Origin of the sequence: Brachyspira sp. G79 (assembly GCF_002379365.1) — a bacterium.
Classification (GTDB): domain Bacteria; phylum Spirochaetota; class Brachyspiria; order Brachyspirales; family Brachyspiraceae; genus Brachyspira.
Genome location: NZ_JQIU01000008.1, coordinates 1,515,263 through 1,522,458 on the forward strand (window position 1 = coordinate 1,515,263; position 7,196 = coordinate 1,522,458).

The window sequence follows — 7,196 nt, forward strand, 5'->3', positions numbered from 1 at the left end:
AAAATAATATAAATAAAGGGTTTTTTTAAGCCCTTTATTTTTTATTATAGTTTTATATTATCAAGTATTTTTATTATATTAAGTCTTACTAAAATAATAAATACTAAAAATAAAATGCTGAATGATATATATAAAATGTCTTTTACTTTGATAAATGATTCATATAGCCTTGTTTTATCATATGGAGCACTGTATCCTCTCACTTCCATAGCAACAGCTGTTTTTACTGATGACTGTATTGCCAAAATTACTATTGGTATAAAAAGATTGGCTGAATTAGCTATTTTCTCTCCTATTGGCATTAATTGATAATCAAGCCCTCTTGCTTTTTGGGCTTTTCTTATTCTTAAAGCTTCATCTTTTATTAATGGTATAAACTTTAATGATAATGCTATTATAATGCTTATGCTTTCTATTGGTATTTTTAGATATTTCAAAGGATAAAATATTTTTTCTATGGCAAAACCTATATCCATTATATCCATAGACGATAATACCACAGCTGCAAGTATTATAATTCCAAATAATCTGAAAGCTGTATTTGCTATATAATCTATATTTCTGCCTATCAAAAAATAATTAATTAATATGATTGAAAGTAAAAGCCATATAGACGCTATAAATATTTTTATAATATTTTTAATATTTATTCCTATAAAAAGTACATGCAAAATTATAGCTAATGCACAGAATATAGTTTGATTTATTTTATTCATTACTACTAATGATACAGCTAAAAATAATGTGGATAAAAAAATAGTTCTTGGGTCAAATCTTTTTGTCATAATAATACTCTTTTAATAAAATAATTTTTGTATTAATTCATCAGCATTTGATACATTATCAATATTATTCACTCCTAATTTTTTAAGCTCTTCTATATATAAAAAAATTTCAGGCTCTATTAAGTTATATTCTTTAAGTATATCTTTTGAAAATAATAAATCTTTAGGTTTTCCTTGAATATATTTTTTATTTTTATTAATAATAAAAACATAATCTCCGTATTCTATTATATCATCTAATATATGAGATGACTGTATAATAGTAATATTTGAAGTTTTATTTAGATTTTTTATAGTATTCATAAATGTGCTTTTACTTTCAAAATCAAGTCCTGCTGTAGGTTCATCTAAAAATAATATTTTTGGAGAAGTTATTATTATAGAAGCTAGAGCTATTGTTCTTTTCTGTCCTCCGCTTATTTCAAATGGTGAGGCTTTTAATATTTTTTTATCAATATTTAATATTTCTAGAGTTTCTCTTAATTTTTTATTAATTTCTTTATTATCAAGTTTTTTTCTTTTTAGATTAAATGTTATTTCTTCTCTTACTGTATTATTAAAAAATTGTTTTTCTGTGTATTGAAGCATTATTCCAGATGATTCTCTGAACTCTTTTAGATTATTCTTATCTTCTATATTCTTATTGTCAAATAATATTTCGCCTGATATTTTTTTTATAAGCAGGCATATAGTTTCAAGAAGTGTAGATTTTCCGCTTCCAGATACTCCAGCCAAAAAATGAAATTTTCCGCTTTCAAATACCGCATTTAAATTTTCAGTTATTAGTTTTTTTCTTTTTTGCTTATTATATATCCTGCATTTAAGTTTTTTAAACATATTTCCATAAACTTTCACAAACCTTTTTATAGTTAAAAATATCTTTATCTATTAGTACATTTTTATTTTTGTATAATTCATAAGCCAGCTTAAAATTAATAGGCATATTTAGCTTATGAAACTCATTATTTTTTATTAAAGCCCTTACAAATTCATCAGAAGAGCCTTTAAAAGATATACTTCCATTATCCATAAATACAACTTCATTGCAATGTTCTATTTCATTAATATGATGGGTTACTATAATTATAGCAGTACCCATTGAATGTATTTTCTTTAATACTTCAATTACTTTCATTCTATTTTCAGCATCAAGCATAGATGTAGGCTCATCTAATACAAGTATTTTAGGATTTAATACCAAAGACGAAGCTATACATAGTCTTTGTTTTTCTCCGCCTGATAATGAATGTACTTTATCTTTCCTTTTATTTGAAAGTTCTACTATTTCAAGCACTTCATCTATTCTTTTATGCATCTCTTTACTTGGTATAGAATAATTTTCCATAGTAAAAGCAATATCAAGTTCTATAGTATCGGCTACTATTTGATCATCAGGATTTTGAAAAACTAAGCTTGCTATTTTATATATTTCATATGCCTTTTCATTTATATCCATATCAAATATATTTATTTTGCCTTTATTTGCTTTTTCTATTCCAAACATAAGTTTTATTAATGTAGATTTTCCGCTTCCATTTTTTCCAAGAAGTGCCAAATAACTGTTTTCATCAATAGAGAGATTAATATTGTCAAGAAAATAGTTTTCATCATCATTTTGAATATATGAAAAACATACATCTTTAAACTCTACGGCTTTACTCATTATGAAATTTCCTATAAATAAAAAATTAATATTAGGGCTTTAATAATAAAAACCCTAATATATTTTTGTTAATAAAAAAATCTATTTTTTTAAATAATCATCAACATCATAAAAAGGTATATTTATATTATTTTCTTTTAGTATAGATTTAAACATTTCCATAAATATACCGCTTTCATTTATCATTTTTACTCTTGAGGTAATATCTTCTTTATCTTTATAAAGTCCTACTTCTCCTTCCCAGTCAGCAGAGCATGTAAGATTAACTCCGCAGCTAGGACTTCCAGCTATTCCGTATATTCCTACTATTTCATATCCGTTATCAATATATTCTTTAAGAGTATTCACAAATGAATTTAGAGTTTCTCTAGCATATTTTTTATATCCAGAATTATTGAATTGTTCTTTAACATGTCCCCATCTTTTTAATCCATAGCATTCTGTTTCAGGGCATGGAAGCTGAAGTATTCCTATATTATTTTTAAATAGCTCTTGTACAAATGGAAAAAATACATTCATATCCTTGTATTCTCCTTTGACAACAGCATTTTGATTTAATATGCAATGCGATAATACAGCCAATTTTTTTGACCTATTCATTATCAATATCCTCATCTTTTGAAGAAGCAGCATTTTTTTGAGCTAATAATTTTTTGTTTGTAGTTATTTTAGAGAGAAGAGAGCTAGGCATTCTTAAAATTATAATATATGCTATTATACAAGATAAAGGCTTATCTATGATATTGGATATTATTCTAGGTATAAATGCAGAAGTAAATATTTTCTGACCGCTTTGAATTAAAAAGCCTGTCATAATATCCATAGTTCCGCCAGCTAATCCGCCGTATAATATTACTGTTATAGGAGTTCCTACTAAAGGAGCGGCAACAGCAAGTATTATACCTGTTATTATTGCTGTAGGAAGTTTGAATCCAAATTTAATAGAAATAAATCCTGTTATTATACCTATCATCATATTAACAATAGCATAAGGAAGTTCCGCAGGATTATTAACCATAGAAGTAATTAAATTGGTAACAAATCCAGTAATAGCTCCGTATAATGGTCCGAGTACCGCACCGCTTAATACTGTACCCATTACATCGAAAAATACAAATGGGATATTTAAGTGTTTCGCTATAAATGAAAGCACTATGTTTAATGCTACGCCTATAGCACAAAAAGTTAATGAATACGATTTTGTTTTCATTGTGTCAATCCTTTTAGTTTTTTATTATTAACTGATTAGAACTAATCAATTTATTAGCTTATATTCATATAAAGAAAGAATATTAATATTGTTATTTACAGACAGCCTGCCTGCAGTATTTAGATTATCTGAGGAAAGTGGTATTGATTCTTGAAATGCATATTTTGTGATGATGATAAAATATTCATAGTGAAATTAATACCTTTAATGATTATTATTCTTTGAAATTGAGTTTTAATAATATAATTTAGAGCATAAAATGTCAATAGCTTACAAAAAGTTATATATCACTATTTTATACTTGATATTTTTATTATTTTTGTTATTATACTTATAAAGTAACTTTACTGGATTTTTCTTATGTTTATTCTTTTATCAAAAAAAGTACTATTTTGTATGTTTTTTAACAATCATAAATTCCCTCTTAAATAAAAAATATTAGTCCGTGCGGCTTTAATAAAATCATAATAAAAATCATTCTATTATTTTTTCAGGAGTTTATTTTATGGAACAGTCAAATGTTTCAAATAAAAAATCAATAATAAAAAAAGTAATTTTGATATTAATAATTTTGCTTGCAGTACTTTCATATTTCTTTATACCTCAAGTAAATAGCAGTCTCAATACAATATTTAAAATGTTTGCATCTGGTGATTTTAATGTAGTAAAAGAATTTGTAGCTTCTTACGGACATTATGCTATGGCAGTTTCATTTATACTTATGGTATTTCAGTCAGTAATAGCACCTTTGCCTGCATTTTTGCTTACATTTGCAAACGCTAATTTATTTGGCTGGAAGGCTGGGGCATTATTATCTTGGTCTAGTGCTATGGCGGGAGCTGCAGTATGTTTTTATATAGCGAGAATATTAGGAAGAGATTTTGTTGAAAAACTTACAAGCAAGACTGGGTTAAAGCAAATAGATGAATTTTTTGAAAAATACGGAAAACAAAGTGTACTTATAGCTAGGCTTCTTCCTTTTATATCTTTTGACATAGTAAGCTATGCGGCTGGATTGACATCTATGAATTTTTTAAGTTTTTTTATAGCTACTGGAATAGGACAGCTTCCTGCTACAATAGTATATTCGTATGTAGGAGGTATGCTTACAGGTGGGGCCAAACTGTTTGTTACTGGACTTTTAATATTGTTTGCATTGTCGGCATTGATAATTTTATTAAGACAGATATATAAAAATAGAAAAAATAAAACTACAAAAACTGAAGATAAAGTTGAAAATAATAATGAAGTTAAAAACTAAATATATAAAACTTGTTATATTTTTTGCAGCAGTTATAGCTGTTATTATATTAAATTATCATTATAAACTTCATGATAGAATACATAATTTGGAAGATTTTAGAAATATACTTGGAGATAATATAGTTAAGGCTTCTATCATATATATTATAATAACTGCTGTAGGGAGTTCTGTGTTAGCTTTACCCGGTATAACATTTGCTTTGTTTTCTGGATTGCTATTTGGACCTGTGCTTGGTATAATATTATGTTCTTTTTCGGCTACTTTGGCAGCTGTAATTTCTTTTTTAATAGCTAGATTTTTCTTAAAAGATACTATAAAGCCATTGGTAGAGAAAAATAAATATTTAAATAAACTTTTATTTGAGGAAGGAAATAAAAATGCGATACTTCTTTTGATGATTACAAGATTAGTGCCTTTATTTCCTTACAATATACAGAATTTTGCTTATGGTATAACAGATGTAAGTTTTCTACAATATTCACTATATACATTTTTATTTATGCTTCCAGGTATATCTTTTTTTACTATAGCTTCTGTGGGAGTTGTATCTGAGAATAATAGATATTTATATTTTTTGATTGCAGGTGTTATTCTAATATTTGTATTAGCAGTATCATTATTTTTGAAGAGAAAATATATTAATGATAAATCTGTTTAGAGTATTTTTAGGAGTTTTGTTATAGTGTTTTTTATAAAATAATAACTTAAAAATATTGATCATCAGAACTTTTAAGCAAAATATTTTTAACTTTTTAAAAGGAGTAATATGTGAATAAAAAAATTATTATTATTTTATCTTTACTTTCGGCATTTATGTTATCATCATGCGGAAGTAAACAATCTGGAGAATCAGAAAAAATAGCTTCAGGAAATTCTCAATTAACTAATTCAATGGGAAGTGTTATATTAAGAGATGAAGGTGCAGTTCCAGTAGTGATAGATAATGATAATAAAGAGGTTATTATAGAAGCAACAGTAAATGGTAAATATTTTAATACACCGTCAAGGCATCATGGAATAGTATTTAAAGGCGGAAAATATGGTGATAGAGGTGTATTGATAGGATTAGCAGATGAAAGAGAGTTTTATCAGGCTTTAAAAGATATAGGATGTGTTGAAGGAACAAATTTAACTATGGAAGACATGAAATTATCTAAAGCTGTTAAAGGAGAGCCTTTAGATGTATTTGTAACTTGGGAAGGATTAAATAAAGAAATTCCTTTTTCTGATATAATAAAATCTTCTGAAGAGAGAATGATGATAGTTAGATTTGGAGGAAATTTTGAAGCTGCTAAAGATAATAGAACAGGCTGCATATTATGTCTTGACAGCTGCCCTATTGCTATAACAAGTGATTCATCATTTACTACTGCTGAACTTGAAAACAAGGAGATAGATAAATATATAAGAGAAGATGTACTTCCGCCTGACGGCACAAAAATTTCAGTTATGTTTAGAATGAAACAATTAGACTGCTGTTCTGTAGCAATAAATAATAATTAAAATAAATTTATTTTATTAAATGGAGTAATATGTGAATAAAAAAATTATTATTATTTTATCTTTACTTTCGGCATTTATGTTATCATCATGCGGAAGTAAACAATCTGGAGAATCAGAAAAAATAGCTTCAGGAAATTCTCAATTAACTAATTCAATGGGAAGTGTCATATTAAGAGATGAAGGTGCAGTTCCTGTTGTAATAGATAATGATAATAAAGAAGTTATTATAGAAGCAACAGTAAATGGTAAATATTTTAACACGCCTTCAAGACATCATGGTATAGTATTTAAAGGCGGAAAATATGGAGATAGGGCTGTTTTAATAGGGCTAGCAGATGAAAGAGAAGTTTATCAGGCTTTAATTGATATAGGTGCAGTAGCTGGAAATAATCTTAAACTTAAAGATTATGGTAAAGTAACGGAATATGTAGATGGTCAGAAATTAGATGTATTTGTTACTTGGGATGGATTGGATAAAGAAATACCTTTTTCTGATATAATAAAATCTTCAGAAGAAAGACCTGTTGATGTTAGATTTGGAGGAAATTTTGAAGCTGCTAAAGCTAATAGAACAGGCTGCATACTATGTCTTGACAGCTGTCCTATTGCAATAACAAGCGATGCTGCTTTTGCTACTAAAGAACTTGACAGTAAAAAAATAGATAAATATATAAGAGAAGACGTACTTCCTGCTGACGGAAGCAAAGTTTATGTAGTATTTAGAATAGCAGAATAATATTTATTTAGTTTTAAGTATAAATAATATAAAAT

9 protein-coding genes are annotated in these 7,196 nt (G+C 26.7%); 4 read left to right on the forward strand and 5 right to left on the reverse strand.

Annotated elements, in window-relative coordinates:
* Window positions 1–44 precede the first annotated feature (44 nt).
* The 5 genes from KQ44_RS08100 to KQ44_RS08120 all read right to left on the reverse strand — a co-directional run bounded on the left by KQ44_RS08100 (window position 45) and on the right by KQ44_RS08120 (window position 3,658).
* Window positions 45–785: an energy-coupling factor transporter transmembrane component T gene (locus KQ44_RS08100; protein ID WP_096736980.1), complete on the reverse strand. Its 741-nt coding sequence runs from the start codon at window positions 783–785 to the stop codon at window positions 45–47.
* A 12-nt stretch (window positions 786–797) separates the two neighbouring features.
* Window positions 798–1,622: an ATP-binding cassette domain-containing protein gene (locus tag KQ44_RS08105; RefSeq protein ID WP_240516553.1), complete on the reverse strand. Its 825-nt coding sequence runs from the start codon at window positions 1,620–1,622 to the stop codon at window positions 798–800.
* On the reverse strand, window positions 1,615–2,448 hold the full coding sequence (locus tag KQ44_RS08110; protein WP_096736981.1) for an ATP-binding cassette domain-containing protein: 834 nt from the start codon (window positions 2,446–2,448) through the stop codon (window positions 1,615–1,617). Before KQ44_RS08110 ends, KQ44_RS08105 begins: the two co-directional genes overlap by 8 nt.
* Before the next feature lie 81 nt (window positions 2,449–2,529).
* A complete protein-coding gene (locus KQ44_RS08115) occupies window positions 2,530–3,048 on the reverse strand; it encodes a CD3072 family TudS-related putative desulfidase (RefSeq protein WP_096736982.1) in 519 nt (172 codons plus the stop codon).
* Window positions 3,041–3,658 carry a CD3073 family putative ECF transporter S component gene (locus KQ44_RS08120; protein WP_096736983.1) on the reverse strand — a complete coding sequence of 206 codons (618 nt, stop codon included), beginning with the start codon at window positions 3,656–3,658 and terminating at the stop codon, window positions 3,041–3,043. Before KQ44_RS08120 ends, KQ44_RS08115 begins: the two co-directional genes overlap by 8 nt.
* A gap of 505 nt (window positions 3,659–4,163) precedes the next feature.
* On the opposite strand from KQ44_RS08120, the gene KQ44_RS08125 reads away from it, so the two are divergent.
* From KQ44_RS08125 to KQ44_RS08140, 4 genes are all read left to right on the forward strand, one after another.
* Window positions 4,164–4,919: a TVP38/TMEM64 family protein gene (locus KQ44_RS08125; protein WP_096736984.1), complete on the forward strand. Its 756-nt coding sequence runs from the start codon at window positions 4,164–4,166 to the stop codon at window positions 4,917–4,919.
* A complete protein-coding gene (locus KQ44_RS08130; protein ID WP_096737804.1) occupies window positions 4,903–5,580 on the forward strand; it encodes a VTT domain-containing protein in 678 nt (225 codons plus the stop codon). Before KQ44_RS08125 ends, KQ44_RS08130 begins: the two co-directional genes overlap by 17 nt.
* A gap of 110 nt (window positions 5,581–5,690) precedes the next feature.
* A complete protein-coding gene (locus tag KQ44_RS08135) occupies window positions 5,691–6,425 on the forward strand; it encodes a YdjY domain-containing protein (RefSeq protein WP_096736985.1) in 735 nt (244 codons plus the stop codon).
* 31 nt (window positions 6,426–6,456) lie between these two features.
* Window positions 6,457–7,161 carry a YdjY domain-containing protein gene (locus KQ44_RS08140; RefSeq protein ID WP_096736986.1) on the forward strand — a complete coding sequence of 235 codons (705 nt, stop codon included), beginning with the start codon at window positions 6,457–6,459 and terminating at the stop codon, window positions 7,159–7,161.
* Window positions 7,162–7,196: the final 35 nt, after the last annotated feature.

Coding starts and splice junctions, on each gene's coding strand:
- KQ44_RS08100 (WP_096736980.1), bottom strand. CDS start 785: ATGACAAAAAGATTTGACCCAAGAACTATTTTTTTATCCACATTATTT.
- KQ44_RS08105 (WP_240516553.1), bottom strand. CDS start 1,622: ATGTTTAAAAAACTTAAATGCAGGATATATAATAAGCAAAAAAGAAAA.
- KQ44_RS08110 (WP_096736981.1), bottom strand. CDS start 2,448: ATGAGTAAAGCCGTAGAGTTTAAAGATGTATGTTTTTCATATATTCAA.
- KQ44_RS08115 (WP_096736982.1), bottom strand. CDS start 3,048: ATGAATAGGTCAAAAAAATTGGCTGTATTATCGCATTGCATATTAAAT.
- KQ44_RS08120 (WP_096736983.1), bottom strand. CDS start 3,658: ATGAAAACAAAATCGTATTCATTAACTTTTTGTGCTATAGGCGTAGCA.
- KQ44_RS08125 (WP_096736984.1), top strand. CDS start 4,164: ATGGAACAGTCAAATGTTTCAAATAAAAAATCAATAATAAAAAAAGTA.
- KQ44_RS08130 (WP_096737804.1), top strand. CDS start 4,903: ATGAAGTTAAAAACTAAATATATAAAACTTGTTATATTTTTTGCAGCA.